The sequence below is a fragment of the Streptomyces sp. CNB091 genome, from assembly GCF_000377965.1.
Genome location: NZ_KB898998.1, coordinates 57,558 through 83,683 on the forward strand (window position 1 = coordinate 57,558; position 26,126 = coordinate 83,683).

The 26,126-nt window shown below is 72.4% G+C and carries 21 protein-coding genes and 1 other RNA gene; 18 read left to right on the plus strand and 4 right to left on the minus strand.

The window, feature by feature from the left end; translation table 11 throughout:
- Window positions 1-49: 49 nt before the first annotated feature.
- The 4 genes from D581_RS0116990 (at window position 50) to D581_RS1000000142125 (ending at window position 5,599) form a co-directional block, all read left to right on the plus strand.
- Window positions 50-1,750 (plus strand): serine/threonine-protein kinase, encoded by a 1,701-nt coding sequence (locus tag D581_RS0116990; protein ID WP_018958419.1) that lies wholly within the window; start codon window positions 50-52, stop codon window positions 1,748-1,750.
- A gap of 271 nt (window positions 1,751-2,021) precedes the next feature.
- A complete protein-coding gene (locus tag D581_RS0116995) occupies window positions 2,022-3,266 on the plus strand; it encodes a serine/threonine-protein kinase (RefSeq protein WP_018958420.1) in 1,245 nt (414 codons plus the stop codon).
- A gap of 113 nt (window positions 3,267-3,379) precedes the next feature.
- Window positions 3,380-4,486, plus strand: coding sequence for a peptide chain release factor 2 (gene prfB, locus D581_RS0117000; RefSeq protein ID WP_026290588.1), 1,107 nt, complete (start codon window positions 3,380-3,382; stop codon window positions 4,484-4,486).
- Between the two features lie 330 nt (window positions 4,487-4,816).
- Window positions 4,817-5,599, plus strand: coding sequence for a hypothetical protein (locus tag D581_RS1000000142125; protein WP_018958422.1), 783 nt, complete (start codon window positions 4,817-4,819; stop codon window positions 5,597-5,599).
- A gap of 242 nt (window positions 5,600-5,841) precedes the next feature.
- Here the strand turns inward: D581_RS1000000142125 and D581_RS0117010 are convergent, their stop codons facing one another.
- Window positions 5,842-6,042 carry a hypothetical protein gene (locus tag D581_RS0117010; RefSeq protein ID WP_003968786.1) on the minus strand — a complete coding sequence of 67 codons (201 nt, stop codon included), beginning with the start codon at window positions 6,040-6,042 and terminating at the stop codon, window positions 5,842-5,844.
- A gap of 259 nt (window positions 6,043-6,301) precedes the next feature.
- Between D581_RS0117010 and ftsE the strand changes: the two genes are divergently transcribed.
- The 5 genes from ftsE to ssrA all read left to right on the plus strand — a co-directional run bounded on the left by ftsE (window position 6,302) and on the right by ssrA (window position 10,255).
- A complete protein-coding gene (gene ftsE / locus D581_RS0117015) occupies window positions 6,302-6,991 on the plus strand; it encodes a cell division ATP-binding protein FtsE (RefSeq protein WP_003968787.1) in 690 nt (229 codons plus the stop codon).
- A 54-nt stretch (window positions 6,992-7,045) separates the two neighbouring features.
- Entirely contained in the window at window positions 7,046-7,963 is a 918-nt protein-coding gene (gene ftsX / locus D581_RS0117020) for a permease-like cell division protein FtsX (RefSeq protein WP_018958423.1), read from the plus strand.
- A gap of 68 nt (window positions 7,964-8,031) precedes the next feature.
- Window positions 8,032-9,219: a S41 family peptidase gene (locus D581_RS0117025; protein ID WP_051114593.1), complete on the plus strand. Its 1,188-nt coding sequence runs from the start codon at window positions 8,032-8,034 to the stop codon at window positions 9,217-9,219.
- Between the two features lie 18 nt (window positions 9,220-9,237).
- Complete coding sequence (smpB, locus tag D581_RS0117030) at window positions 9,238-9,726, plus strand: SsrA-binding protein SmpB (protein WP_018958425.1); 489 nt, start codon at window positions 9,238-9,240, stop codon at window positions 9,724-9,726.
- Window positions 9,727-9,867: 141 nt separating this feature from the next.
- Window positions 9,868-10,255, plus strand: a transfer-messenger RNA (tmRNA) gene (gene ssrA / locus D581_RS1000000139125).
- Between the two features lie 56 nt (window positions 10,256-10,311).
- Here the strand turns inward: ssrA and D581_RS1000000142130 are convergent.
- Together D581_RS1000000142130 and D581_RS0117040 are read right to left on the minus strand one after the other, a co-directional pair.
- The gene (locus D581_RS1000000142130; protein ID WP_018958426.1) at window positions 10,312-11,406 is read right to left on the minus strand and encodes a protein kinase domain-containing protein; all 1,095 of its coding nucleotides are present in this window, start codon (window positions 11,404-11,406) and stop codon (window positions 10,312-10,314) included.
- Between the two features lie 51 nt (window positions 11,407-11,457).
- On the minus strand, window positions 11,458-12,915 hold the full coding sequence (locus tag D581_RS0117040; protein WP_486585842.1) for an MFS transporter: 1,458 nt from the start codon (window positions 12,913-12,915) through the stop codon (window positions 11,458-11,460).
- Window positions 12,916-13,017: 102 nt separating this feature from the next.
- Here D581_RS0117040 and D581_RS0117045 point away from each other — a divergent pair, with 102 nt between their 5' ends.
- The 7 genes from D581_RS0117045 to D581_RS0117075 all read left to right on the plus strand — a co-directional run bounded on the left by D581_RS0117045 (window position 13,018) and on the right by D581_RS0117075 (window position 21,873).
- The gene (locus tag D581_RS0117045) at window positions 13,018-13,989 is read left to right on the plus strand and encodes a LysR family transcriptional regulator (protein ID WP_018958428.1); all 972 of its coding nucleotides are present in this window, start codon (window positions 13,018-13,020) and stop codon (window positions 13,987-13,989) included.
- A 161-nt stretch (window positions 13,990-14,150) separates the two neighbouring features.
- Window positions 14,151-14,882, plus strand: a complete 732-nt coding sequence (locus D581_RS0117050) for a hypothetical protein (protein WP_018958429.1) — start codon at window positions 14,151-14,153, stop codon at window positions 14,880-14,882.
- Window positions 14,883-17,105: a bifunctional polysaccharide deacetylase/glycosyltransferase family 2 protein gene (locus D581_RS0117055; RefSeq protein WP_018958430.1), complete on the plus strand. Its 2,223-nt coding sequence runs from the start codon at window positions 14,883-14,885 to the stop codon at window positions 17,103-17,105.
- Window positions 17,102-18,310, plus strand: coding sequence for an acyltransferase family protein (locus D581_RS0117060; protein ID WP_018958431.1), 1,209 nt, complete (start codon window positions 17,102-17,104; stop codon window positions 18,308-18,310). The genes D581_RS0117055 and D581_RS0117060 overlap by 4 nt, the downstream gene beginning before the upstream one ends.
- A gap of 156 nt (window positions 18,311-18,466) precedes the next feature.
- Window positions 18,467-19,798, plus strand: a complete 1,332-nt coding sequence (locus D581_RS0117065; protein WP_018958432.1) for an MFS transporter — start codon at window positions 18,467-18,469, stop codon at window positions 19,796-19,798.
- A gap of 140 nt (window positions 19,799-19,938) precedes the next feature.
- On the plus strand, window positions 19,939-21,081 hold the full coding sequence (locus tag D581_RS0117070) for a uroporphyrinogen-III synthase (protein WP_018958433.1): 1,143 nt from the start codon (window positions 19,939-19,941) through the stop codon (window positions 21,079-21,081).
- 228 nt (window positions 21,082-21,309) lie between these two features.
- Complete coding sequence (locus D581_RS0117075; protein WP_018958434.1) at window positions 21,310-21,873, plus strand: GNAT family N-acetyltransferase; 564 nt, start codon at window positions 21,310-21,312, stop codon at window positions 21,871-21,873.
- On the opposite strand, the gene D581_RS0117080 is transcribed toward D581_RS0117075, so the two are convergent.
- A complete protein-coding gene (locus D581_RS0117080) occupies window positions 21,806-22,426 on the minus strand; it encodes a GNAT family N-acetyltransferase (protein WP_018958435.1) in 621 nt (206 codons plus the stop codon). The two genes, D581_RS0117075 and D581_RS0117080, sit on opposite strands and share 68 nt — an antisense overlap.
- 145 nt (window positions 22,427-22,571) lie before the next feature.
- On the opposite strand from D581_RS0117080, the gene D581_RS0117085 reads away from it, so the two are divergent.
- Both D581_RS0117085 and D581_RS0117090 read left to right on the plus strand, forming a co-directional pair.
- Window positions 22,572-23,210, plus strand: coding sequence for a CGNR zinc finger domain-containing protein (locus D581_RS0117085; RefSeq protein WP_026290590.1), 639 nt, complete (start codon window positions 22,572-22,574; stop codon window positions 23,208-23,210).
- A gap of 163 nt (window positions 23,211-23,373) precedes the next feature.
- Window positions 23,374-25,755, plus strand: coding sequence for a UvrD-helicase domain-containing protein (locus tag D581_RS0117090; protein ID WP_026290591.1), 2,382 nt, complete (start codon window positions 23,374-23,376; stop codon window positions 25,753-25,755).
- Window positions 25,756-26,126: the final 371 nt, after the last annotated feature.

A 26,126-nucleotide genomic window follows, 5' to 3' on the forward strand; every position in this document is an offset into this window, starting at 1 on the left:
AAGACCCCCGGGGGACCGCAAGCACCACGATCAGCAGGGAGCGCATGACGTGCGGCCGGTAGGCAGCAAGTACCTGCTCGAGGAGCCGCTCGGACGCGGCGCCACGGGCACCGTCTGGCGAGCCCGCCAGCGGGAGACCGCGGGCGCCGAGGCAGCCGTCGCGGGTCAGCCCGGCGAGACCGTGGCCATCAAGGTCCTCAAGGAGGAGCTGGCCAACGACGCCGACGTCGTGATGCGGTTCCTGCGGGAGCGCTCCGTCCTGCTGCGGCTCACGCACCCCAACATCGTGCGCACCCGGGACCTCGTCGTCGAGGGCGATCTCCTCGCCCTGGTGATGGACCTGATCGACGGCCCCGACCTGCACCGCTACCTCCGCGAGAACGGCCCGCTCACCCCGGTCGCCGCTTCCCTGCTCACCGCGCAGATCGCGGACGCGCTCGCCGCCAGCCACGCCGACGGCGTCGTCCACCGTGACCTCAAGCCGGCCAACGTGCTGGTCGACGAGCGCGACGGCCAGATGCACCCGATGCTCACCGACTTCGGCATCGCGCGCCTGGCCGACTCCCCGGGCCTGACCCGGACCCACGAGTTCGTCGGCACCCCCGCCTATGTGGCGCCGGAGTCCGCCGAAGGCCGCCCGCAGACCTCCGCCGTCGACATCTACGGCGCGGGCATCCTGCTGTACGAGCTGGTCACGGGCCGCCCGCCGTTCGCCGGGGGCACCGCCCTCGAAGTCCTGCACCGGCACCTCAGCGAGGAGCCCCGCCGCCCCTCCAACGTCCCGGCCCCGCTGTGGACGGTCATAGAGCGCTGCCTGAGCAAGGACCCGGACCGGCGGCCCAGCGCCGAGAACCTGGCCCGCGGTCTGCGTACGGTCGCCTCGGGCATCGGCGTCCACGCGAACTCCGCCCAGATCGCCGCCGCCGAAGGGGTGGGCGCCCTGCTCGCCCCCGACCCGGCGCCCACCGCCGTCACGGACACCCCGGGCGCGGCCGACCCCACGCAGGTGCTGCCGAGCAACGCGGGCTCCTACGACCCCGCCGCGCCCACCAGCGTCTTCCAGCAGACCGGCGGCCCGGGCGGCCAGGGCCCCGGCGGCGGCAACGCCGACCCGACGTCCGTCATGCCACCCGTGCCGCAGCGCCCCGACGGGCCCCCGCAGCCGGACGGGCCGCACCCCTGGCAGTCGCAGCTCCAGGCGGCCCGCGACCGCAACGAGCAGACCCAGGTCCAGTACCTGGACCCGAGCCAGGACCCGCTGCGCCGCCGCCCCCAGCGCCAGCAGCCGCCGCAGCAGCCCCATCAGCAGCAGCCGCCCCAGCGCCGCCAGCCGCCTCCGCAGCACCAGCAGTACCCGCCACAACACCAGCAGCAGCAACACCAGCCACAGCATCAGCCGCAGCGCTACCAGCAGCCGCAGCCGCCCCAGCAGCCCCAGCGGCAGCAGTACGCGCCCCCGCAGCCGCAGCAGCCCCAGCAGCCGGCCCCGCGCCCGCCGCGCGAGCCGCGTCCGCCGAGGCAGCGCGGCGCCAACCCGATGCGCATCCCCGGACTCGGCTGCCTCAAGGGCTGCCTGTTCACCGTGGTGCTCCTGATCGTCGCCGGCTGGCTCATCTGGGAGCTGACCCCGCTCCAGGACTGGGTCGCCCAGGGCAAGGGCTACTGGGAGGCGATCGGCGACGCGATCGGCACGGTCACCGGCTGGATCTCCGAGCTCGGCGACAGCACGGGCAACTCGGGCGGGACCTGACCTGAAACCGCCGGGCGGCGCCCGACGCGTAACGGTCGAGCGACATCCGAGGTGCAACGGTCGAGCGGCACCCGACCGCGTAACGGTCGGGCGAGGTCCGGCCCGTATCGGCCGGGCGAGGTCCGGCACGTAACCCTGTCCCTTTGTCGACTTCCCCGGGCCTATTTGGCCCGGAGAAGTGAAGGTCGGTGCCATCCAGGGCACGTGACACCCCGAACGCCGCGTAACTTTGTCGACCGGGGGTCCACCGCCAGCCGCTGAGGGAGCAGTCTTGGCACGGAATATCGGCAGCCGGTACACGGCCCACCAGATCCTGGGGCGCGGCAGCGCCGGCACGGTATGGCTCGGCGAAGGGCCCGAGGGCCCGGTCGCCATCAAGCTGCTCCGTGAGGACCTCGCGTCCGACCAGGAGCTCGTGGGCCGCTTCGTGCAGGAGCGCACAGCCCTGCTCGGACTCGTCCACCCGCACGTGGTCGCCGTCCGGGATCTCGTCGTGGACGGCAACGACCTGGCCCTGGTCATGACCCTCGTCCGCGGCACCGACCTGCGCACCCGCCTCGACCGCGAACGCCGCCTCGCCCCCGAGGCCGCCGTCGCGATCATCGCGGACGTCGCCGACGGGCTCGCCGCCGCGCACAAGGCCCACGTGGTCCACCGGGACGTCAAGCCGGAGAACATCCTGCTCGACATGGAGGGCCCGCTCGGCCCCGGCGGCGCGCACCCGGCCCTGCTCACCGACTTCGGCGTCGCCAAGCTGATCGACACCCCGCGCCGCACCAAGGCCACGAAGATCATCGGCACGCCGGACTACCTGGCCCCCGAGATCGTCGAGGGCCTCCCGCCGCGCGCCGCCGTCGACATCTACGCCCTGGCGACCGTGCTCTACGAGCTGCTCGCCGGATTCACCCCCTTCGGCGGCGGCCACCCGGGCGCGGTCCTGCGCCGGCACGTCACCGAGACCGTCGTCCCGCTCCCCGGCATCCCCGAGGAGCTCTGGCAGCTCCTGGTCCAGTGTCTGGCCAAGGCCCCCGCCTCCCGGCTGCGCGCCTCGGAGCTCGCCGTACGGCTGCGCGACCTGCTGCCCCTGCTGGCGGGGATACCCCCGCTGGAGGTGGACGAGCCGGGCCCGGAGGAGAGCGACCAGCAGCCCGCCGCCTACGACGAGCAGCAGTACACCCCGGCCGCCGAGGAGCCCCGCCGCCGCGGCGCGGTCCCGCTGGTGCCCGGCTCCGCTCCCGACTCCAACCGGGACACCCACACGAGCATGCGCGTCCCCGCCCCGGACGAACTGGCGGGCGGCCCCCTCGGGACGGCCCGCGCCCCCCGCGCCCCGGGCAGGCCCCGGCCCGGCTCCGCCCGCAACAAGTCGGCGGCCGTCCGCAAGCGCCGCATCACCCTCGGTGTCGCCGCCCTCGCCGTCTGTGCGGCAGCTGTGGTCGGCGGCTTGCTGGTCGGCGGCGACGAAGGGGGCCCGGCGCCCCAGGACAGCGAGAACTCGGCGCCGGCGACCCCGTAGGAGACGTGGGAAGGCCCTGGCAGAGCCGCCGGGAACCCTCGCCCCGGTCCGGGACCGGCAACCGGTTTCCGGGCGAGGGCCAGCTTCATCCGCCCAGCCGTTACGCTGGACCCGTGGCAGTCGTCGATATTTCCGAAGAGCTGAAGTCCCTCTCCTCGACCATGGGGTCGATCGAGGCCGTCCTGGACCTGGATGCGCTGAGGGCGGACATCGCCGCGCTCGAGGAGCAGGCTGCGGCGCCGTCCCTGTGGGACGACCCGGAGGCGGCCCAGAAGATCACCAGTAAGCTTTCCCACCTCCAGGCCGAGGTCCGCAAGGCCGAGACCCTGCGCGGCCGCATCGACGACCTCGAAGTCCTCTTCGAGCTCGCCGCCGACGAGAGCGACGCCGACGCCCAGGCGGAGGCCGAGACCGAGCTGGAGTCGGTGAAGAAGGCGCTGGACGAGATGGAGGTCCGCACGCTCCTCTCCGGCGAGTACGACGCGCGCGAGGCCCTGGTCACCATCCGGGCCGAGGCCGGCGGCGTCGACGCCGCCGACTTCGCCGAGAAGCTCCAGCGCATGTACATCCGCTGGGCCGAGCGGCACAACTACAAGACCGAGGTCTACGAGACCGCGTACGCGGAAGAGGCCGGCATCAAGTCGACCACCTTCGCCGTCCAGGTCCCGTACGCCTACGGCACGCTCTCCGTCGAGCAGGGCACCCACCGCCTGGTCCGCATCTCGCCCTTCGACAACCAGGGCCGCCGCCAGACGTCCTTCGCGGGCGTCGAGGTGCTCCCGGTCGTCGAGCAGACCGACCACATCGAGATCGACGAGTCCGAGCTGCGCGTGGACGTGTACCGCTCCTCGGGCCCCGGCGGACAGGGCGTCAACACCACGGACTCCGCGGTCCGTCTGACCCACCTGCCTTCCGGCATCGTCGTCTCCTGCCAGAACGAGCGCTCGCAGATCCAGAACAAGGCGTCCGCGATGAACGTCCTCCAGGCGAAGCTCCTTGAGCGCCGCCGCCAGGAGGAGCAGGCGAAGATGAACGCGCTCAAGGGCGACGGCGGCAACTCCTGGGGCAACCAGATGCGTTCGTACGTCCTGCACCCGTACCAGATGGTCAAGGACCTGCGTACGGAGTTCGAAATGGGCAACCCCGAAGCGGTCTTCAACGGCGAGATCGACGGCTTCGTCGAAGCGGGCATCCGCTGGCGCAAGCAGAGCGAGAAGTAGCCTCGGCGGTACGGAGATCGGGCCCGGACAGGTGACTGTCCGGGCCGCCCTTCGTTATGGAGGGCCGGTGCCCGACGCGTCACAGTCCGGCTTCCGAATAACCGTCAAGAACCCCCATATGGGTGCCTAGTGCACGGAACGGCCTTGACGTAGTCCTTAACTCTGGCCAGGGTGCTAGAGCAGCATGCGTATGTCTGGGACGGGTGTGAACCGGGGGGCTGGCGAGGTGACCACGACACGACGTGGACTCGCCGAGAGCGATTCCCCGCAGGGCCACGGCCCACATATGGCTGCTCCAATGACGAGATCGGCTACTGGGGGTAGCAACACATGACGAAGAAGACGCGTATTCGCGTCGCTCGGATCGCCGCTGGTGCGGTGATCGCTGCAGGTGCCTCGCTGACCGCGGCCGGTGCGGCGCAGGCGCTTGACTTCGGCGGCGACACCGAGGTCGCCGGCGTCCAGGTCCAGACAGGTCTGCTGGGCGGGGGCGACGACCCGACCGAGCCGGAAGACCCGAACAACCCGGGCGGCCCGCTCGACCCGACGGACCCGACGGACCCGACGGATCCCACGGACCCGACGGACCCGACGGATCCCACGGACCCGACGGACCCGACGGATCCCACGGACCCGACGGATCCCACGGACCCGACCGACCCGACGGATCCCACGGACCCGACGGACCCCACGGACCCGACCGACCCGACGGATCCCACGGACCCGACGGACCCCACGGACCCGACCGACCCCACGGACCCGACCGACCCCACGGACCCGACCGACCCCACGGACCCGAAGGACCCCACGGACCCGAAGGACCCCACGGACCCGAAGGACCCCACGGACCCGAAGGACCCGTCTTCCCCGGTCCCTGACGGTGGCGCCGGTGGCTGCGTCGTCGACTCCGACGGCGCCCAGTGCACCGATAACACGGACACCGACAGCGTCGGCAACAAGCCGGTCGAGCAGAGCAAGGGCAAGGAAGAGCTCGCCGAGACCGGTGCGGCCGAGACGACCTTCCTGGTCATCGGCGCCGCGACGATGATCGCGGGCGGCATCGGCTTCCGTATCCTGCCCCGCCTGGTCGGCGGCGGTCGCACGGTCGCCTAGTCCCGTAACGGACCGTGGTCGACCCATACCGGCGTGTAGAGGGCGCAGGTCCGGTCCGGTCGCGGCCCCGACGTGAGACGGCACAGATGCAGAAGGGCCCGGGAGGGCGTACAACGCCTCCCGGGCCCTTCTGTGCGTCCGAACCGCTCAGGCGGCCGTACGCATACGTCTGTCGGCCCCGAAGAGGCTGCGAGGGGCGGCCCGGAGGGTCGTGTGGGGCCGGAGGGCCGCGCGGGGCCGGATCAGGCCGCTTGGTGCGCCAGCAGCGCGAGCGCGGTCAGCAGCACCACCATCAGGGCGATCAGCATGGCCGGGCTCATCCCGGCCAGCGGGCCCTGGCCCTGCTCCTCCAGCATCTGCTGCCGCACGGCACGGCAGACACGGCACCGGCCCTCGCTGACGGGGGACGCGCAGTTCGCGCACACCAGTCGGTCATAGGTCATGCGCATTCCTCCTCCCGCGCGGCGGAGCCGCTTACCTGCTTCTCTCCGCACAACGCTCACGGAAACGCAACCGTTCCCCCCACCACTGTGCCAGCTCGCGGAGATTTCGGCGCGGCCCGCCGGACAAGGTCCGGCACGACCCGTTTCGTTCCAGGCGCTGATCCGCCATAAAACGCCCATTGGCGGACGCCGCCTGCACGCGTGAGCCCGGTTCGCGTATGGTCACGCTCACCTACTCCCGGCCGACCGTGGTGCATCCGTGATCCGATTCGACAACGTCTCCAAGACCTACCCGAAGCAGACCCGACCGGCTCTGCGCGATGTCTCGTTGGACATCGAGAAGGGTGAGTTCGTCTTCCTGGTGGGGTCCTCCGGCTCCGGCAAGTCGACCTTCATGCGACTGATCCTGCGCGAGGAGCGCGCCAGCACGGGCATGGTCCATGTGCTCGGCAAGGATCTCGCGCGGCTGTCCAACTGGAAGGTGCCGCAGATGCGTCGCCAGCTGGGGACGGTCTTCCAGGACTTCCGCCTGCTGCCGAACAAGACGGTCGCGGAGAACGTGGCCTTCGCGCAGGAGGTCATCGGCAAGCCCCGCGGCGAGATCCGCAAGGCCGTGCCCCAGGTCCTCGACCTCGTCGGCCTCGGCGGCAAGGAGGAGCGGATGCCCGGTGAGCTCTCCGGTGGTGAGCAGCAGCGCGTGGCCATCGCCCGCGCCTTCGTGAACCGCCCCATGCTGCTGATCGCGGACGAGCCGACCGGCAACCTCGACCCGCAGACCTCGGTGGGCATCATGAAGCTGCTGGACCGGATCAACCGGACCGGCACCACCGTGATCATGGCGACCCACGACCAGAACATCGTCGACCAGATGCGCAAGCGCGTCATCGAGCTCGAGCAGGGCCGTCTCGTACGCGACCAGGCACGCGGCGTCTACGGCTACCAGCACTGACCGAGGGGCTCCGGCCCCTCGTGCATTTCGAGCATCGAGTACTGAAAGGACGCCATGCGCGCCCAGTTCGTCCTGTCGGAGATCGGCGTCGGTCTCCGCCGCAACCTCACGATGACCTTCGCGGTCGTGGTCTCCGTCGCCCTCTCGCTCGCCCTGTTCGGCGGTGCGCTGCTGATGCGCGAGCAGGTCAGCACGATGAAGGACTACTGGTACGACAAGGTCAACGTCTCGATCTTCCTCTGCAACAAGAACGACGCCAAGGACATGCCCAAGTGCGCCAAGGGGGCTGTCACCAAGGAGCAGAAGGACCAGATCGAGGCCGACCTGAAGAAGATGGACGCCGTCGAGACGGTCCACTTCGAGACGGTCGACGAGGCGTACAAGCACTACCAGGAGCAGTTCGGCGACTCCCCGATGGCGGGCAACATCACGCCCGACCAGATGCAGGAGTCCTTCCGGGTCAAGCTGGACGACCCGCAGAAGTACAAGGTCGTCGCGACGGCCTTCGCCGGGCGGGACGGGGTGCAGTCCGTCCAGGACCAGCGGTCCATCCTGGACCAGCTCTTCGAGCTGATGAACGGCATGAACGCCGTCGCGGTCTACGTGATGATCCTGATGCTGGTCATCGCGCTGATCCTGATCGTCAACACCGTGCGCGTCTCCGCGTTCAGCCGGAGACGTGAAACGGGCATCATGCGCCTCGTGGGAGCCTCCGGCTTCTACATCCAGGCCCCCTTCATCATGGAAGCTGCCGTCGCCGGCCTGATCGGCGGCGTGCTGGCCTGCGCCATGCTGCTCGGCGGACGGTACTTCCTGATCGACGGCGGCCTCGCGCTCCAGGAGAAGCTGAACCTGATCAACTTCATCGGCTGGGACGCGGTCCTCACCAAGCTCCCGCTGGTGCTCGCGATCGGTCTGCTGATGCCCGCCGTCGCCGCTCTGTTCGCGCTGCGCAAGTACCTGAAGGTGTGACATGTGCCCCCTGGGGCGCACGGGCGAGTGCCCGTGCGCCCCAGGGGGCTTGTCCTAGACTCGGCGCCATGTCGGGTTGTTCGCACCGCTTCCGGCCCCGCGGCCTCTGCCGCGGGGCGGCCCTGACATTGGTCTTCGGGTGTGCTCTCGCCACCGCCGCCGCGACCGGATCCCTGCCGCAGGACCCTGATTCCGGTTCCGGTACGCAGACCCGTGCCGTCTCCTCCACCGTCGCCCCGGTCGACCGCGACGAGATCGAGGACGCAGCCGCCGAGGCCGCGGCGGACGGGAAGTCCGTGAAGGACGCCGCGGAGGAGGTCGTCAGCCGTAGTGGCGATCGCTGGGGCGCGGTCTACGACGAGCGGGAGTACGAGGAGTTCGAGCAGGCGCTGGACGGCTCCTACACCGGCGTCGGGCTCTCCGCCCGGCGCACCGACCGCGGTCACGTCACCGTGTCCCGCGTGCAGGCCGGCGGCCCCGCCGACCGGGCCGGCATCCGCGCCGGCGACCTGCTGCGCACCCTGGACGGCCGCGCGGTCGGTAAGCGCCCCGTCGCGGAGGTCGTCGCGTTACTGCGCGGCGACGGTACCGGGGCGGCCGAGGGCAGCAGGGTGGAGCTCGGCCTGGTGCGGGAGGGCCGGGGCTGGACCGAGACGCTCCGGCGGGCCCGGCTGACCACCGAGGCGGTCACCGTGCGGCAGCTGGGGGCCGAGCCGTCGTCGGCTGTCCTGATCAAGGTCGCCGCGTTCACCAAGGGCGCCGGGGCCGAGGTCCGGGAAGCGGTCCGTGAGGCTCCCGACGGGGCCGGAATCCTGCTCGACCTGCGTGCCAACTCCGGCGGACTCGTCACCGAGGCCGTCGTCGCCGCCTCCGCCTTCCTGGACGGCGGCCTGGTCGCGACGTACGACGTACGCGGGGAGGAGCAGGCCCTGTACGCCGATCCGGGCGGTGACATGGACCGCCCGCTCGTCGTCCTGGTCGACGGCGGCACGATGAGCGCCGCCGAGCTGCTGACCGGTGCGCTCCAGGACCGGAGCCGTGCGGTCACCGTGGGCTCGCCCACCTTCGGCAAGGGCTCCGTGCAGATGCCCAGTGAGCTGCCGGGCGGTTCGGTGGCCGAGCTGACCGTCGGCCACTACCGCACGCCGACCGGCCGGAACGTCGACGGCAGGGGCATCACACCCGACCTCGTGGTGGCGGAGAGGGCCCAGCAGCGGGCCGAGACGGTATTGAGTGGCCTCGGGGGTGGGTCGTAGTGCGAAAATGACCGCACTATGGCGAAGGAAAAAGACACCGGGCGCAAGATGATCGCGCAGAACAAGAAGGCGCGGCACGACTACACGATCCTCGACACCTACGAGTGCGGCCTCGTCCTCATGGGTACGGAGGTCAAGTCCCTGCGCATGGGACGGGCCTCCCTGGTCGACGGCTTCGTCCAGATCGACGACCACGAGGCCTGGCTCCACAACATCCACGTACCCGAGTACGTCCAGGGCACCTGGACCAACCACACGGCCAAGCGGAAGCGGAAGCTGCTGCTGCACCGGGCCGAGATCGACAAGCTGGAGTCGAAGTCGCAGGAGTCGGGCCACACGATCGTGCCGCTCGCGCTGTACTTCAAGGACGGCCGGGTCAAGGTCGAGATCGCGCTCGCGAAGGGCAAGAAGGAGTACGACAAGCGGCAGACGCTCCGCGAGAAGCAGGACACGCGGGAGACGAACCGCGCCATCTCGGCGGCCCGCCGGCGGCAGCGCAGCGCCTGAGCGGGGCCTGAGCGGGGCCCGAGCGGGACGTGCCCCGGCGGGGCCGGCGGCCGGGCAGGAATACAGTGGCATCGTCCGGCGTTGGTCACGTACGATGGGCCGTGCACCTCAGCGAAGGTGCGCGTTTTGAAAAATCAACATGGGGATGATCGGTTTCGACAGCGGATGTCGAAGCAGGGGAAGCGAGTCGAGGAAGCGGCAATGATCTCGTAAACCATATGTCGCAAACAATAATCGCCAATTCCAAGCGCGATTCCTCCGCCTTCGCCCTCGCTGCCTAATTAGCAGCTAAGCGAAGACTCTGCGGAGTGTCAGCCCGGGGGTGATCCCGACCCGGATCCTGGCATCAACTAGGGATCTAAACTTCTCGGTCCGGCCACGGGGCCGAGAAGGAAATCAAACAGTGGCTGGGCCTGTCGGAGGCTTGTTCGCGTGACCTCCGGGGCCGAGAAAAGCGCAGCGAACTGCACTCGGAGAAGCCCTGGTTCCGCACCGTTGGACGCGGGTTCGATTCCCGCCATCTCCACCACCCCATGTAAGCCTCCGCCCCGCGAGTTCACTCGCGGGGCGGAGGCTTTTCCTCTGTCAGTCCTCTGTCTGCTCGAAGCAGGGCAGGCGCCTGGTCAGCGCCGTTTCGTAAGCGCGGGTGTTCAGGACGGCCGGTCCGGTGTCCCATGCGGAGCCGTCCACCGGCGTCAGTGCCGTCAGGGACTGGGGCTCCCTCGCGGAGGGCTCCGAAGAGGGCGTCGCGTCCGGAGTGCCGGACGGGTCGGCCGTCGGCGTATCGGGTGTTTCCGACGGGGTGCTGGGCTCGGGGCTCGGACCGGTCGTGGGGCTCTCCACGGCCGTGCCCGTCGCCCCCGGGCGCTTGCCGGACGCGGTGTCGCCGTCGTCGGAGGCCAGCTGGGAGCCCAGGATCGCGCCCGTCACCAGCAGGACCACGGCGGCCGCGGTGCCCAGCGGCAGCAGGTACTTCGGGCGGGACCGCCCCGGGCCGGGAACCGTCGCGGGCGGTTGCGCCGGCGGCGGCTGCGGCGCGACGTAGTGCGGGCGCGCGGAGGGGGCGGCCCCGGGCGGCGGGGCCGCCGGCCGGGGAGGGGTCGTGGCGGTGCGGGCGCGGGACGTCGTCGTGACCACCGCCGGGCGCAACTGCCGTACCCAGCCGGTCAGCGACTCCGGACGGCGGGCCGGGGCGGCGTCGTACAGCTGGAGCAGGGCGGCCCGCCGGTCGGGCGGCAGGCCGGTGAGCTCGGGCAGCGCGGTGAACCGCTCGCGCAGCTGTTCCGGAGCCGTGGGCGGGGTCTCACCGCTGAGCAGGAAGTAGGCGATGGCGCCGAACGCGTACCGGTCGGCCGCCGGGGAACGCACGCCTTCGTGCACTTCCGGTGCCGCGAACCCCGGGGTGAACCAGACCTCGGTCGTGCGGTGTTCGGGGGCGAGCTTGCTCAGCCCGAAGTCGACCAGGGTGGCCTGTCCGTCGGCGTCGACCATCACATTGCCGGGCGACAGGTCGCCGTGCACCACCACGCGGCCCGACGGGGTGGCGGTGCCCGAGTGGAGACGGTCCAGCACCTCGGCCAGTTGCTCCAGGCAGCGGACGGCCTCGCGCCGCTCGGCGGGCGTCTCCAGGGTGCGGTCGGCCCGCCAGTCCCGTAGGTCCAGCCCCTCCACATGGTTCATCACCAGGTAGAGACAGCGGCCGGATCAGCCTCCCTCGGCCATCGGCCCAGGTCAACTCCCCTTTGGTGTTGTCGCCTTGGCCCGCGGCCCGGGGTGGGCCGAAGCCGTTGCGACCGCCCCCGCTCCCGCGATGACCAGGGCGAGGGCCGCCGCGGACATCGGGGCCGCGTAGCCGGTGACCGTGCCCGCGTGCTCGACCAGCCAGCCGCCGGCCGCCGCCCCGGCCGCGATGCCTCCCAGCAGCGCGGTCACCGCGAGCGTCATGCCCTCGTTCAGCTGCTCCGGGTGCGTGGACCGCTGGACCAGCGTCATGCCGGTGACCATCGTCGGCGCGGTCGCCGCCCCCGCCACCAGCAGGCAGAGCGCCAGGACCGGCAGGGAGGCGGAGACGGTGGCCGCCAGCAGCGGCAGGAACATCAGCGCAGTCATCCCGGCCAGGCACAGCAGGAGCCTGAGGCGGACGTTCCGGGCCGGCCGCAGCGCGCCGTATACCAGGCCCGCCGCGCAGGACCCGGCCGCCTGGAGCGCCAGGATCGCGCCCCCGGCGTGGGCGATGGAGACCACCTCCAGCGCCCCGAACACCGCCCCCGTGGCGAGGAAGACCGCCAGCAGCGCGGGCACCCCCGGTGTGCGCAGGGGCGAGGCCACGGTCCTCGTACGGGGGGTGACGGGCGGTTCCGTGGCGCGCTGGGCGGCGAAGACCAGGACGCCGCTCATCAGGAGCACCGCCCCCACCAGGGTGCCCGCCTCGGGGAACAGCGCCCCGCAGAGCGTCGCGGCGAGCACCGGGCCCAGCATGAAGCACAGCTCGTCGGCGGCCTGTTCGAAGGAGTTCGCGGTGTGCAGGGCCGCCGGGTCGCCCCGGTGCAGATGCGCCCAGCGGGCCCGCGACATCCCGCCGGTGTTCGGGGTCGTCGCCGTCGCGGCGTACGCGACGAACAGCGTCCAGGCCGGGGCCCCGTAGTGCACGCAGAGAACCAGGGCCAGTGATCCCAGCACGGCGAGCGCGGTGGCGGGCACCGCGATCCGCGCCTGTCCGTAGCGGTCCACGAGCCGGGCGGTGAAGGGCGCGACGACCGCCGTCGCGGCCAGCCCGGTCGCCGTGACGGCCCCGGCCAGGGTGTACGACCCCCGGGACCCGGCGATCATGATGACCGCGCTGACGCTGAACATCCCCATCGGCAGCCTGGCGATCAGGTTGCCCGCCGTGAACGCCCGCGCCCCTGGCGTGGCCAGCAGCCGGAGGTACGGGTTCGACGACCGCCGGCGCCCGGAGCCCCCGGTCCGCCCGGCGTCTCCGGTCCGCCCCGGCTCGGAGCGAGGGGCCGCGACCAACTGGCCGCCGGCGACGGTGAGCAGGGGAGTGAACGGCGGTGCGACGGCCCGGTCCGGGCGGGCGGCGGGGACGGGCCGGGGAGCGGACTGGGGGTGGGGCACAGCCGCCGGGCGGGGAGCGGACTCCGGTCGGGGAGCGGGCTCCTGGCGGGAGGCGGCGGGCGGTATCGGCATACGGACAGGCTGACCGTGGACCGATGCCCGGGTCCAACACCTTCTCCGCGCCGATTCACGCGTCTGTGTTGTGAATGGCGTCCCGCGCGGTAGATTCGCGCTGTGCCTCCCGCCGACATCGATCCCCGTCTCCTGCGCGCCTTCCTCGCCGTCGCCGACGAACTGCACTTCACCCGGGCCGCCGCCCGCCTCTTCGTCGCTCAGCAGGCGCTGAGCCGGGACGTCCGGCGGCTGGAGCGCGAGCTGGGTGCCGAGCTGTTCGTCCGTACGACCCGGCAGGTCGTGCTCACCCCGGACGGGGAACGTCTTCTTCCGTACGCCCGCCGGGTGCTCGACGCGCACGCCGAACTGTCCGGGGCCTTCAGCGGTGCGCCCGCCAGGCCGCTGCTCGTCGACCTGAACAGCGACGGCGCCACCGCCGCCCGGGTGCTGGCGCGCGCCCGCGAACTGCTGCCGGAGTGCGAGCTGATGGCCCGCTTCGAGTCCGGCCTCACCTGGGCCGCCGGCGAGATCCTGGCCGGCCGGCTCGACGCCTCCTTCGGCCGGGCCGCCGGCCTGGCCCCCGCGGTGCGCGCGGGACTTTCCGTCCACCCCGTGCGGTACGAGCCGATGGCCCTGATGCTCCCCGTCTCCCATCCCCTCGCCGGGCGGGAGGCCGTCGCCCTGGCCGAGCTGGCCGGAGAGACCGTCTACGCGGGGGCCGGCAACGAGCGGACGCGGGAGTGGACGGACCTCGCCGCGCTGCTGTTCGCCGAGTGGGGCATCACCATGGCCCCGCCCGTTCCGCTCGCCGTGGGCGTGGCCGAATTCCAGCGGGTCATGTCGAAGGGCGGGCACCCCGTGCTCGCCGTCGTCGACTTCCCGGCGATGCCCGGAACGGTGCTGCGCCCGCTCGTCGACCCGATTCCGCTTTCGCCGCTGGCGCTGGTCTGGCGCAAGGGGCTGAACCACCCCGGCGTGGATGCGCTGCGGAGCGCTACGGACCAGTTGGCCCTTGCTGAAGGATGGATGGTCCCACCCCCCGGCTCCTGGCTTCCCGAGGGCGATCGGTCACTGATGCGCAACCGTGCCTGACTAACTCCGCTCAGGGCCACTTGAGCGTCAACGTCGTGCGCTACATTCATCGTCCGGGTGCAGGAAGGCCGGGTTCATGGACGGGTGGGGGCCCAGTCCGACAGTAAAGAACCAGTCAATTTCGTGCGCCTGATTCCTGAGTGGGGGATGGGGCCGCACCTGTGGACGATTGGCGCGAAGGCCGGAGAACCTGGCACACGCACGAGCCCGACGACGCGACGATCCAGCTCGACGGGCTGGGCCGTCAGCTCGCCGAACTGCCCGGCGAACCCGCCCCGCCGGACGGCGCCGACGGTCCCGTGTTCGTGGACGAGAGCGGTCGCCGCGGCAAGACCTTCCGACGGCTCGGCTGGGTCCTGGCCTCGGTCTGCGTCGCCTACGCCGTGACGCTGGTCCTCGCCCTCCTCGGCGGCAGCTCCAGCGCCCCCTGGCTGCCCCTGTCCGAGACAGGGGAGAAGGCGGAGGCGGAGCAGGCCGAGGAGGCCCCGGTGCCCGACGACACCGCGGGCGGCCCGTTCGGGGACGACCCGGAGCCGGGGCCCAGCGCCTCGGGCCCCGCGGCGACCGAGGAGTCCGGCACGCCCGACGACGCGACCCCGTCGCCCACCTCCGTGCTGGTGCCCGCCGGATCGGCCGGCACTCCCTCCGTGTCGGTCTCCGCCGCCCCGTCCCGTACCACCGGCGCGGGCGGTACGGGCGGTACGGGCAGTACGGGCGGTACGGGCGGTACGGGCGGTACGGGCGGTGCCACGAAACCGGACCCCACGACCTCGACCGCCAAGCCACCGGCCGACCCCTCACCGCCGTCCCCCGAGCCGAAGCCGTCCGACCCGACGACGACCGCTCCCGCCGAGACTCCCGACCAGCCGGTGCAAGAAGAGAGCGCCCCGTAGATGAACTCCCCCGCCACGCGGGGCAGGAACGGCAGACCGAGGAGAGCGCCACGTGGCCGGAGCCGGTACAGGCTCCCCATCCGCTACCTCCTGCCGACGACGTTCCTCGTCGCCCTGCTCGCGATGCTGATGCTGCGCGGATACGTGCACAACGAGATCCTCGCCGACCACCGGGTCAGCGACGCCGACTCCCGGACCCGGGTGCCGAAGGACGTCCGCGACGGCGGGCCCGTCATCGACGCCCGCTCCGGTGACGCGAAGACCCTGCGCGTACCCGACCGCAGGATCGTCCTGACCTTCGACGACGGCCCGGACCCGGTCTGGACGCCGAAGGTGCTCGACAAGCTGAAGGAGTACGACGCCCACGGCGTCTTCTTCGTCACCGGCAACATGGCCGCCCGGTACCCCGGACTGGTCGAGCGGATGGTCGCCGAGGGGCACGAGATCGGGCTGCACACCTTCAACCACCCCGACCTCTCCTACCAGTCCACCGAACGCATCGACTGGGAGCTGTCGCAGAACCAGCTGGCGCTGGCGGGCGCGGCCGGCATCCGCACCTCGCTCTTCCGGCCGCCGTACTCCTCCTTCTCGTACGCCATGGACAACACGTCCTGGCCGGTCACGGAGTACATCGGCAGCCGCGGCTACCTCACCGTCGTCAACGACACCGACAGTGAGGACTGGAAGCGCCCCGGGGTCCGCGCCATCGTCGAGCGGGCCACGCCGAAGGACGGCAAGGGCGCGATCATCCTGATGCACGACTCCGGCGGCGACCGCTCGCAGACCGTGGCCGCGCTCGACGCCCTGCTGCCGGACCTCAAGGAGCGGGGCTACAGCTTCACCCGGCTCACCACCGCTCTCGACGCCCCCAGCGCGCACACCCCGGTCACCGGGTTCGCGCTGTGGAAGGGCAAGGCGTTCGTCGGCGCCGTCGCCGTGTCCGAGCGGATCACCGGCGTCCTGGTCGTCGGCCTCGCCGTCATCGGCGTCCTGGTCCTCGCCCGCTTCGGGCTGATGCTGCTGCTCTCCTTCCTGCACGCCCGCAAGGTCCGCCGCAGGAGCTTCAGCTGGGGCCCGCCCGTCACCCGCCCGGTCTCCGTCCTGGTCCCCGCGTACAACGAAAGCGCGTGCATCGAGGCGACCGTGCGCTCCCTGGCCGCCAGTGAGCACCGAATCGAGATCATCGTCATCGACGACGGCTCGACGGACGCCACCGCCGACCTCGTCGAGGCGATGCGGCTGCCCCGCGTACGGGTCGTGCGCCAGCGGAACGCGGGCAAACCCGCCGCCCTCAACAACGGCATCCGGCACGCCCGCTACGACATCGTCGTGATGATGGACGGCGACACCGTCTTCGAACCGTCCACCGTCCGCGAGCTGGTCCAGCCCTTCGGGGACCCCCGGGTCGGAGCCGTCGCAGGCAACGCCAAGGTCGGCAACCGCGACTCCCTCATCGGTGCCTGGCAGCACATCGAGTACGTGATGGGCTTCAACCTGGACCGCCGGATGTACGACGTCCTCGGCTGCATGCCTACCATCCCCGGGGCGGTCGGCGCGTTCCGCCGCGAGGCCCTGGACCGGGTCGGCGGAATGAGCGAGGACACCCTCGCCGAGGACACCGACGTCACCATGGCCCTGCACCGGGATGGCTGGCGCGTGGTCTACGCGGAGAACGCCCGCGCCTGGACCGAGGCCCCGGAGTCCGTGCAGCAGCTGTGGTCGCAGCGCTACCGGTGGAGTTACGGCACCATGCAGGCCATCTGGAAGCACCGTCGCGCGGTCGTCGAACGCGGACCCTCGGGCCGCTTCGGACGGGTCGGGCTGCCGTTCGTCTCCCTCTTCATGGTGTTCGCCCCGCTCCTCGCGCCCCTGATCGACGTGTTCCTGCTGTACGGGCTGGTCTTCGGCCCGACCGGCAAGACCGTCGCCGCGTGGTTCGGCGTCCTGGTCGTCCAGGCGGTCTGCGCCGCCTACGCGTTCCGGCTGGACAAGGAGCGCATGACGCACCTGATCTCGCTGCCGCTCCAGCAGATCCTCTACCGCCAGCTCATGTACGTCGTCCTGCTCCAGTCCTGGATCACCGCGCTCACCGGCGGCCGGCTGCGGTGGCAGAAGCTGCGGCGCACGGGCGCGGTGGAGGCTCCCGGCGGCTCGTCCGGTCGGCGGCCCGCCGACACCGGGGCCGTCAGCGCCGGCAGCCCGGACCGGAGGCCCTACGTATGACCGCCCCGCCCCTGCCGATGACCGTCACCCCGGACCACGCGGCCCCGCCGGACCACGCGGTTCCGCCGGATCACGCGGTTCCGCCGCCGCCCGCCCCCGTAGAACCCGCCCGCGACCGGTACTTCGACCTGCTGCGGGCTCTTGCCCTCTTCCGCGTCGTCCTCTACCACCTGACCGGCTGGGCCTGGCTGCCCGTCGTCTTCCCGTCGATGGGCGTCATGTTCGCCCTGGCCGGGACGCTGATGGCGCGCTCGCTGAAGCGGCCGGCCGTCCAGGTGATCCGGGGCCGCGTCCGCCGGCTCCTGCCGCCGCTGTGGCTGCTCGGCGCGATCGGCGTCACCGGCATGGCCGCCCAGGGCTGGGGCCCGGACGCCGAGGGCCACCCCGGCTGGTGGTGGCAGCACCTCGTGTACTGGGTGCTGCCGCTCAGCGATCCGCCCTACGCGTACGACGTGGCGGGCATCGACGGATTCCTCGGGGCGAGCTGGCCGGAGGAGCTGGCCGGGCCGCTCTGGTACATCCGGGCCTACCTGTGGTTCGTCCTGTTCTCCCCGCTGCTCCTGCGCGGCCTGCGCAGGCTGCTCTGGCCGACGCTGCTCGCGCCGCTCGCCCTGGCCGTAGTCATGCGGCTGGAGATGTTCTCCACCACCGAACGCCTCGACTCCGCGATCACCGACTTCTCCACCTTCGGCGCCTGCTGGGTCCTCGGCATGGCCCACCAGGAGGGCGTCCTGAAACGGCTGCCCGCCTACGTCGTGCCGTCGATCGCCCCGCTCCTCGCGGGCGCGGGGCTGTGGTGGGCGAGCCACGAGGGCTTCCGCAGCGGCTTCGACCTGGACTCCATCCCGCTCGCCCAGGCCCTGTGGTCCTTCGGCTGCGTCCTGCTCCTGCTGCACCTCAGCCCCACCTGGACCGCGTGGCCGAAGCGGCTGCGGCCCTTCGCCCGGCCCGTCGCCCTGCTCAACTCGCGGGCGGTGACCGTCTACCTCTGGCACAACGTCTGCATCCTGACGGCCGCCACGCTCTACGACCGGCTCTGGTCCGTGGACGCTCTCAGCGAGAACGTGCCCTGGCTGCTGGAGAGCTGGGTGCCCATGCTGCTGATCGCCTGGGCCCTCATCGCGCTCTGCGTCCTCGCCTTCGGCTGGGCCGAGGACGTCGCCGCCAGGCGCCGGCCGCGGCTCTGGCCGGACGGCGGGCGGTAGCGGACACCGCATCTCACCGGGTCGTTCCCGGCCCGGTGAGAGCAAGGTTGCCCACCGGTCACCTCACGGCACCACGCCGAAACGCGGGCTCCCTAGCGTCGGGACGACACCCCGAAGCGACGGGGACACCACCCCGACCCCCTGTGGAGGCGCGTGATGGCAGGCCGCTGGATCGAGACCTGGGAGCCGGAGGACGAGACGTTCTGGCGGGAGAAGGGCGCACGCGTCGCCCGCCGCAACCTGTGGTTCTCCGTGCTCTCCGAGCACATCGGATTCTCCATCTGGACCCTCTGGTCGGTGATGGTCCTGTTCATGGGACCGGAGTACGGCATCGACCCGGCCGGGAAGTTCTTCCTCATCTCGACCGCCACCCTCGTCGGCGCCCTGGTGCGGGTGCCGTACACCTTCGCCGTCGCCCGGTTCGGCGGCCGCAACTGGACGGTCTTCAGCGCGGTGAGCCTGCTCGTCCCGACCCTGGCCGCGTTCTGGGTGATGGAGCCCGGCACCTCGTACGCCACCTTCGTCGTGGTCGCGGCGCTGACCGGGATCGGCGGCGGTAACTTCGCCTCGTCGATGACCAACATCAACGCCTTCTTCCCGCTGCGCGAGAAGGGCTGGGCGCTCGGCCTGAACGCGGGCGGCGGCAACATCGGCGTCCCCGTCGTCCAGCTCGTCGGCCTGCTCGTCATCGGCACGCTGGGGGCCGCGCACCCCCGGATCGTCCTCGGCGTGTACCTCCCGCTGATCGTCCTGGCCGCCGTCTGCGCCGCCCTGTACATGGACAACCTCCGGCCCGTGAAGAACGACACCGGGGCCGCGCTGGAAGCCGCCCGCGACCCGCACACCTGGATCATGGCGGTCCTCTACATCGGCACCTTCGGCTCGTTCATCGGCTACAGCTTCGCCTTCGGCCTGGTGCTCCAGACCCAGTTCGGCCGGACCCCGCTCCAGGCCGCCTCGCTCACCTTCATCGGCCCGCTGCTGGGCTCCCTGATCCGGCCCGTCGGGGGCCGGCTCGCCGACCGGTACGGCGGCGCGCGCATCACCCTGGCCACCTTCGCCGCGATGGCCGCCGCCACCGGCGTCGTCATCCACGCCTCGGGGAACGCCTCGCTGCCCGTCTTCCTCACCGGCTTCACCGCCCTGTTCGTCCTGACGGGCCTCGGCAACGGATCGACGTACAAGATGATCCCCGGCATCTTCCACGCCAAGGCCCTCGCCCGGGGGCTCGACGCGGAGTCCGCCGCCGCCCACGGACGACGGCTCTCCGGCGCGGCCATGGGCCTCATCGGGGCCGTCGGCGCGCTCGGCGGCCTGGCCATCAACCTCGCCTTCCGCCAGTCCTTCCAGGCCTCCGGCGCCGGAACCGCGGCCTTCTGGTCCTTCCTCGCCTTCTACGGGGTGTGCACCACGCTCACCTGGGCGGTATACCTTCGCCGTCCCGCGCCCGTGCCCACACGGGGCCGGCTCGGCTACGCGGAGGTGTAGAGGGCCACCGAACCGCATCCCGGCGTCGTACGACGTAACGGCCGGGAAATACGGGGGAACCGAGCCTGTCACGCGTCATTGACAGTCTCGGGCCTTCGCACCTCGCGTACCAGCGGAACCACGGGAGCCGGGAACACGCCATGCAGGACGACGACACAACGCACGGCCCCCTCGCGGGCTTCACCGTCGGGGTGACCGCCGCCCGCCGCGCCGAGGAGCTCGCCACCCTCCTCAAACGCCGCGGGGCCGCCGTCCTGCACGCCCCCGCCCTGCGGATCGTGCAGCTCGCCGACGACAGTGAACTCCTCGCCGCCACCAAGCAGCTGATCGGCCACGCCCCCGACGTGGCGGTCGCCACCACCGCGATCGGTTTCCGCGGCTGGATCGAGGCGGCCGACGGCTGGGGCGTCGGCGACGCCCTGCTGAAGACGTTGAGCGGGGTCGAACTCCTCGCCCGGGGCCCCAAGGTCAAGGGCGCCATCCGGGCCGCCGGGCTGACCGAGGCCTGGTCGCCCGGGTCCGAATCGATGGCCGAGGTCCTCGACCGGCTCCTGGCCGAAGGCGTCGCCGGCCGCCGGATCGCCCTCCAGCTGCACGGCGAACCGCTGCCCGGCTTCGTCGAGTCCCTGACCGCCGCCGGCGCCGACGTCGTCGTCGTCCCCGTCTACCGCTGGATGCCCCCGCAGGACATCGCCCCGCTCGACCGGATGCTCGACGTCACGGCCGCCCGGGGCCTGGACGCGATCACCTTCACCAGCGCCCCCGCCGCCGCCTCGTTCCTGGGCCGCGCCGAGACCCGCGGGCTGCTCCCGGAGATCCTCGGCGCCCTCCGCGACGACGTGCTGGTCGCCTGCGTCGGACCGGTCACCGCCCTCCCGCTCCAGGCCCGGGGCATCGACACCCTCCAGCCGGAACGCTTCCGGCTCGGCCCCCTCGTCCAGCTGATGTGCGCCCGGCTCCCGCTCGCCGCCCGCACCCTGCCCGTCGCCGGCCACCGGGTCGAGATCCGGGGCCACGCCGTCCTCGTCGACGACGAGCTGCGCGCGGTGCCGCCCGCGGGCATGGCCCTCCTGCACGCGCTGGCCCGCCGCCCCGGCTGGGTGGTGGCCCGTGCCGACCTGCTGCGGGTCCTGCCCGGCAGCGGCAGCGACGAGCACGCGGTGGAGACCGCGATGGCCCGGCTGCGCACGGCGCTGGGCGCGCCCCGGCTGATCCAGACGGTCGTCAAGCGCGGCTACCGGCTGGCGCTGGACCCGTCGGCGGACACGAAGTACGACCGCTGAGGGGCCCGCTGCCGAGGGCCCGGAGCGACGTCGTACGGACGGCCGGTGAAGGGCCCGCTGCCGAGGGCGGCGCGGTACCTCGCCGCGTTGCCGAAACGCCCTGCCCTGGCCCGGAACACCGCCGTACGGCCGCTGAGGGGCCTGCTGCCGACGGCCCGGAACGCCGCCGTACGGCCACCGAGGGCCCCGGAGCGTCACCGCCGACGGGGCAGCGCTTAGCGTGACCCGATGACCGATCACCTCCACCGGATCGCCCCGGACGTGGCCTTCCGCCCCGTCGCGATCACCGACGCGCCCGCCTTCGCCGCGGCCCTCACCCGCAACCGCGCGTACATGCGCCCCTGGGAACCCGTACGCCCCGAGACCTTCTACACCGCCGAGGGCCAGACCGCCCGGCTCAGGGCCCTGCTGGCCGACCGGGACGCCGGGCGGTCCATGCCCTGGGCGCTCGCGGACGACGACGGCCGGGTGATCGGCGCCTTCACGCTCTCCGGAATCGAGCGGGGCCCCTACCGCAACGCCCGCCTCGGCTACTGGGTCGACGCGGACCACGCCGGACGCGGTCTCGCCACCGCCGCCGTCGGCGCGGTCTGCGACGCCGCCCGCGACCGGCTGGGCCTGCACCGCGTCGAGGCGGCGACCGTCACCGACAACGCCCCTTCCCAACGGGTGCTCGCCAAGGCCGGGTTCGAGCGGATCGGCACCGCGCCGGGGTATCTGCACATCAACGGGCGCTGGCGCGACCACCACCTGTTCCAGCGGCTTCTGCACGACGACCCGCCGGCCGGATGAGCGCCGCCGAGGGGGCCTCGCGCGCATGCACATGGCCGTCCAGCGGATAGTCGGGCGGCAGCGCCGGGATCACCCGCGCCAGCGCGTAACCGCACTTCTCCGCCACCCGGCACGAGGCCTCGTTGTCCACCTGGTGAAGCAACTCCAGCCTGGTCAGGCCCTGTTCGGCGAACTCCGTGAACGCCCAGTCGGTCAGCGCCGTCAGGGCCCGTGACGCCACGCCCCGGCCGCGCGCCGCGGCCGTCGTCCAGTAGCCCACCTCCGCGCGGTCGTTGCCCGGGTCCGGCCGCTTCAGCACGATGTTGCCGAGCGGTTCGCCGTCCCGCCCGCCCTCGGTCACGGCGAAGGCGAAGCGGGTGCCCGTCGCCCACCCCGTGCGCTGCGCCTCCAGCCAGCCGGCCGCCGAGTCCGCCCCGGAGACCTGGGTGGCCAGCCACCGCCGCATCGCCGGGTCCTCGTACGCCTCCAGCAGCGCCGGCAGGTCCTCCTCGCGCCACCGGCGCAGCCGCAGCCCACCGGGGCCGAGCACGGCGCTGCCGTCCCGGTGGTCCATGGGTGTCTCCCCCTCGTGATCCATGGCCGCCACGGTACGGGGGCGGGTCCCGCACCGAGGTGGCGGCGGGGGTTCCGGCCGGGCCCGGACCGGGGCACTCTGGGGGGTGGCCGTTCGACCGGTGACCCAAGGTGGTGACAGGAGCATGGCAGCGGGCAGAGGTGCGCGGATGTGGCGGTTCGGCACGGGCCGGGTCTGCCTCGACCTGGTGGCCACGGAGCCAGCGGGCGGGGCGCCCGGGGGCTGCGAACAGCTCGACGGGCCCGCGCGTCTGGCTCGGTGGCTGACCGACGCCCGGCTCGTCCCGCCGGGCACCGTACTGACGGCGCTGGACGACACCTGGGTGGCCCGCTTCCATGAACTGCGCTCCGCCGTCAGCCGCCTGATGGCGGCTCAGCTAGGCGGCCCCGAGGCCGACGGGGCGCTGGAGCGGGTCAACTCCCTGGCCTCCGGTGCGCCCCCGGGGCCCCGGGCGGTGCGCGGTGCGGACGGCGGCCTGGTGCGGGCCCTGAGCACGGCGCCCGACTGCGCGGGGCTCCTCGCCGTCGTCGCCCGGGACGCCGTGGACCTGCTCACCGACCCGGCCGCGCGGGCGGCCCTGCGCCGCTGCCAGGGCGAGGACTGCCACCGGCTCTACCTGGACACCTCGCGCGGGGGACGGCGCCGCTGGTGCTCCGGCGAGGTCTGCGGCAACCGCGAACGGGTCGCCCGCCACCGGCGCAGGACCATGGAAGCGGCCGACGGGCGCGGTCCGGGGAAGGAGATTCCGCCCGGCGTCGAGTGAACCGGGCCCCGTCGGACATGACGCGCGATCGGCCCCGCCCGACGCGACGGGAGATCGGCCCCGGTCGACGCGACGCGCGGTCGGCCCCGGTCGACAGGTGCGCTCGGGGCCCCCTTCGCTATAGGGTTGACGGCTGCCCAGTGCACGTCAGAAGGGGGCCTCGGTGGCCGCGCAGGATGCCGCTGTCGAATCGCTGCGGGACCGGGAAATCGGTGTCGAGCAGAAGCATCTCGACCGTGTTTATCACCGCCTCGAAGAGAAGATCCACGAGGCGGAATTTCTTATGGACGACGCCGTCAAGCGCGGCCAGGTCGGTACCCCCGGCGCGCTCGCGGAGCGGGACGCCCAGGTGTTCCGGGCGGGGATCCACCTCAACCGGCTGAACAGCGAGTTCGAGGACTTCCTCTTCGGGAGGATCGACCTGCTGCTCGGCAAGGACGGGGAGCGCGGCCCGGACGGCGCGTTCACCTCCGTCGAGCCGGCCGACGACACCGTACGGGAGGACGCCACAGCCGATATCGCGGAGACGCTCCACATCGGCCGGATCGGGGTCCTGGACTCCGACTACGCTCCGCTGGTGATCGACTGGCGCGCCCCGGCCGCCGCGCCGTTCTACCGCTCCACCCCGAAGGAGCCGGGCCGCGTCGTACGCCGCCGGGTCATCCGCTCCAAGGGCCGCAAGGTCCTCGGGGTCGAGGACGACCTGATGCGCCCGGAGCTGACGGCGTTCCTGGACGGCGAGAAGCTGCCGGTGATCGGGGACGGCGCGCTGATGGCCGCGCTCGGCCAGGCCCGCAGCCACACCATGCGGGACATCGTCTCCTCCATCCAGGCCGAACAGGACCTGGTCATCCGGGCCCCCGCCGCCTCCGTCACCGAGGTCACCGGCGGCCCCGGCACCGGCAAGACCGCGGTCGCCCTGCACCGGGCGGCGTATCTGCTCTACCAGGACCGGCGGCGGTACGCGGGCGGCATCCTGATCGTCTCGCCCACCCCGCTCCTCGTCGCGTACACCGAAGGGGTGCTGCCCTCGCTCGGCGAGGAGGGCCAGGTCGCGATCCGCGCGGTCGGCTCGCTGTCCGACGACGCGGCGGGCCTCCAGGGCGCGACCACCTATGACGAACCGGCCGTGGCCCGGATCAAGGGCTCCTCCCGGATGCTCCACGTGCTGCGCAAGGCCGCCCGGGGCGCGCTGGAACAGGGCCGGCCCGCGGCGCCGCGCGAAGAGGCGGGCCAGCTCTCCTTCGGCGAGGAGCCCGAGCAGGGCGCTGCGGCGACGACCCCGAACCGGCTGCGCGTCGTCGCCTTCGGGGCCCGGGTCGAGCTGGAGGCCGACGAGCTCCAGCGCATCCGGCACAACGTGCTGGGCGGCACCGCCCCAGTCAACCTGCTGCGCCCGCGTGCCCGGAAGCTGCTGCTGGACGCCCTGTGGAGCAAGTCCTCCGGACGGGGCAGGTACACCGACCCCCAGCTGGTGGCGGAGCTGCGCTCGTCGTTCGACGAGGACGTCTCCACCGAGACCCCGTTCCTGGAGTTCCTCGACGCCTGGTGGCCCGAACTGACGCCGTGCCGGGTGCTGGCCGCGATGGCCGACGAGCGACGCCTCGGCCGCTGGTCCCGGCGCATCCTCAACCAGGGTGAGGTGCGCCGCCTGGCCCGGTCGCTGAAGCGCCTCGACGCGGACGGCAGCGGGCCGCTCTCCGTCCACGACGTGGCGCTCCTGGACGAGCTCCAGGCGCTGCTCGGCACCCCGAACCGGCCCCGCCGCAAGCGCGAGGCGGACCCGCTGGACCAGCTCACCGGTCTGGAGGAGCTGATGCCGCAGCGCGAGGAGACCCAGTGGGAGCGGGCCGAGCGGCTCGCGGCGGAGCGCACCGAGTACGCGCATGTCATCGTCGACGAGGCGCAGGACCTCACGCCGATGCAGTGGCGCATGGTCGGCCGCCGGGGCCGCCACGCCACCTGGACGATCGTCGGCGACCCGGCCCAGTCCTCCTGGTCCGACCCGGACGAGGCGGGCGCAGCCCGGGACGAGGCGCTCGGCTCCCGGCCGCGCCGCCGCTTCACCCTCACCGTCAACTACCGCAACCCGGCGGAGATCGCGGAGCTGGCCGCGAAGGTGCTGGCGCTGGCGATGCCCGGCACGGAGTCCCCGGCGGCGGTGCGCTCGACCGGGGTGGTGCCGCGCTTCGAGCCCGTGCGCGGCGGGGACCTGGCCGGCACGGTCCGCGAGGAGGCCGCGCGGCTGCTCGCGGAGGTGGACGGCACGGTCGGCGTGGTCGTCGCGATGGACCGGCGCGCCCAGGCCCGCGAGTGGCTCGCGGAGCTGGGGGAGCGGGTGGTGGCGCTGGGCAGCCTGGAGGCCAAGGGGCTGGAGTACGACGCCACGGTGGTCGTCTCGCCCGCGGAGATCGCGGACGAGTCCCCGGCCGGTCTGCGGGTGCTGTACGTGGCGCTGACCCGGGCGACCCAGCAGCTCACGGTGGTCTCGGGGGAGCGGGACATGCCGGACGAGGACGGGGTGCCGGACCTGTTGAGGGACTGACGCCGAAGGCGCTCGGCGAGTCAACCCCGCGCGCGGGAATCACTTCTCGGGGGTCTTTGTTACCTTGGTAGTGGCACCGGCTCGATCCAAGCCCCCGGGCCCAACCTTCGTCGCTTCGAGCGACCACTTGCCGCGAGGCGAGCATGGCGGGCCGGTGCCACCCAACCGAAGAAGACAGACCCGCGTCACCTGCTGGTGGCGCGGGTCTGTTCTTGTTTCCCCGCGCGCTGCCCCCGCGCGCTGCCCCCGTCGCTTCCGCTGCTCCCGTCGCTCCCGTCGCTCCCGTTTGCCGGGCTCTCTTCCTGTTTCCCGGGCTCCGTTCCCTGTTTCACGGGCCATCCGGCAGGTTCGGTCCCGTTGGGGGTTCCGCC